Source organism: Streptomyces katrae, from assembly GCF_000717655.1.
Classification (GTDB): Bacteria; Actinomycetota; Actinomycetes; order Streptomycetales; family Streptomycetaceae; genus Streptomyces; species Streptomyces katrae_B.
The window spans coordinates 1-1,760 of sequence record NZ_JNZY01000089.1 but is presented as its reverse complement, the minus strand read 5'-3'; the positions used below and the strand labels follow the sequence as shown (position 1 = coordinate 1,760).

The following is a 1,760-nucleotide window of genomic DNA, read 5'->3' as shown; positions in this document are numbered from 1 at the left end:
GCCTGGGCCCTGGGCGTGAAACCCGTCATCGCCCGACGCGGCGTCCCACACGGCTCCGGCCTCGGCACCGAACGCTGGGTTGTCGAGCGGGCCTTCGCCACCTCCACTGGTTCCGCCCACTGCGGATCCCCTGGGAAGTCCGCGACGACATCCACGAAGCCTTCCTCAGCCTCGCTTGCTCACTCATCTGCTGGCGACGCCTGAAGTCATTCCGATAGCAGTTCTTACCGAGAACTCGGCGCCGACCACTTCACCCGCCGCGATCCCGAACGCGCCATGCGACGGATGATCAAGGAAGCCAACAGCCTCGGACTGACCATCCGCTTCGAGCCGATCACGGCCTGAACCACCCAACCACGGGGTCATTTTCATGTCAGTCCCGCCCGCTGCAGCGCGAGCAGGACGGAAGGTCGTCGCTGAGCTGGAAGGACATGTGAGTCATGGGGCCCCCTTGCTTGCTGGGAGCGCCATCCAACCCGTCCTGACCAGGGCGGTCAACCCCTTTGCCCTGGTCAAGCCGCTATTAGACATCGTGCTTCGTGCGGGCTGAGACGCGATGGGCGACGTGAACGCCGTGTGCGCGCCGCAGTTGGCTTGTCTGGCCCGGTCGGCCGGGGGCGAGGGCAGGGGAATGAGGTTCCCCCGCTGTGCGGGAGCGGTTGACTAGCTGGTCAGGGCGGGTTGACGTGGTGTCAGGTTCACTTGTTCGGCTGCTGCCTGGTCGGCGTAGTGCTTCTCCTCGTACTCGATCGGGCTGAGGTAGCCGAGTCGTTTCTGGATGCGGCGGGGGTTGTAGAAACCGTCGATGTACTCGAAGAGCGCGAGGTTCGCCTCGGCCCGGGTGGCGAAGACGCGGCCGCGGACGCATTCGGTCTTGATGAGCATCCACAGGTTCTCTGCGAGGGCGTTGTCGAACGAGTCGCCGACCGAGCCCATGGATGCCTGGATCCCGGCCCTGACCAGGCGTGTCGTGAGCTTCACGGATGTGTATTGGCAGCCGTGGTCCGCATGGTGAATGAGCTCGCCGGGGGTGGCTTCGCGGCTGGCCAGGGCGTACTCGAGGGTGGTCAGGACCAGGTCCGCGTCCGCGCGGGCAGAGGTTTCCCAGGCCACGACCCGGCGGGAGAACGCGTCGCGGATCGCGGAGAGCCACAGCGGGCCCTCCAACGTCGTGATCATGGTCAGGTCGGTGACCCACAGCCGGTTCGGCCCGCTCGCGGTGAAGTCGCGTTGCACCAGGTCAGGGGCCAGATCCGCGTCCGGGTCGCGTCGGGTGAAGCTCTTGCTCCGGCGAGGGCTGATCCCGGCGAGGCCGGCCTGGCGCATGAGCCGTTCGACGCGCTTGCGGCCGACGCGCGTGCCCTCGCGCTTGAGGACGGCGTGCACGCGGGGTGAGCCGTAGACCCCGCCGGACTCGTCGTGGACCTGACGGATCCTGCTGGTCAGCTCGGCGTCCCGACGGTGCCGTTCGCACGGCTCGGTCTCGGCCTGGCGCCACCGGTAGTAGGTGGTGGAGGGGATGTTCAGTTCCCGGAGTACGGGCTCGACCCCCAGGTGCGGGTGCTCGTCGACGAGCGCCGTCACCTGGGCCGGGTCGGGTCGAGCTGGGCCGCGAAAAAAGCCGAGGCCGTCCGCAGGACCTCGTTCGCCCGCTTGAGCTGGACATTCTCCTTCCGCAGGGCGGCCAGTTCCTCGCGCTCGGCGGTGGTGAGCAGGTCTCCTCGCTCGCCGGCGTCGGCCTCGGCCTGCCGGATCCAGTT

At 67.8% G+C, this 1,760-nt stretch carries 1 protein-coding gene and 2 pseudogenes; 1 reads left to right on the top strand and 2 read right to left on the bottom strand.

Annotated features, from left to right (window positions below; all coding sequences use genetic code 11):
- Window positions 1–218: pseudogene (locus tag IF09_RS47825) on the top strand (IS5/IS1182 family transposase); the annotation flags it as partial.
- A gap of 445 nt (window positions 219–663) precedes the next feature.
- Here IF09_RS47825 and IF09_RS0139485 read toward each other — a convergent pair.
- Window positions 664–1,584: an IS3 family transposase gene (locus IF09_RS0139485; RefSeq protein WP_030304385.1), complete on the bottom strand. Its 921-nt coding sequence runs from the start codon at window positions 1,582–1,584 to the stop codon at window positions 664–666.
- Window positions 1,581–1,760: pseudogene (locus IF09_RS46190) on the bottom strand (IS3 family transposase); the annotation flags it as partial. The gene IF09_RS0139485 and the pseudogene IF09_RS46190, both read right to left, overlap by 4 nt.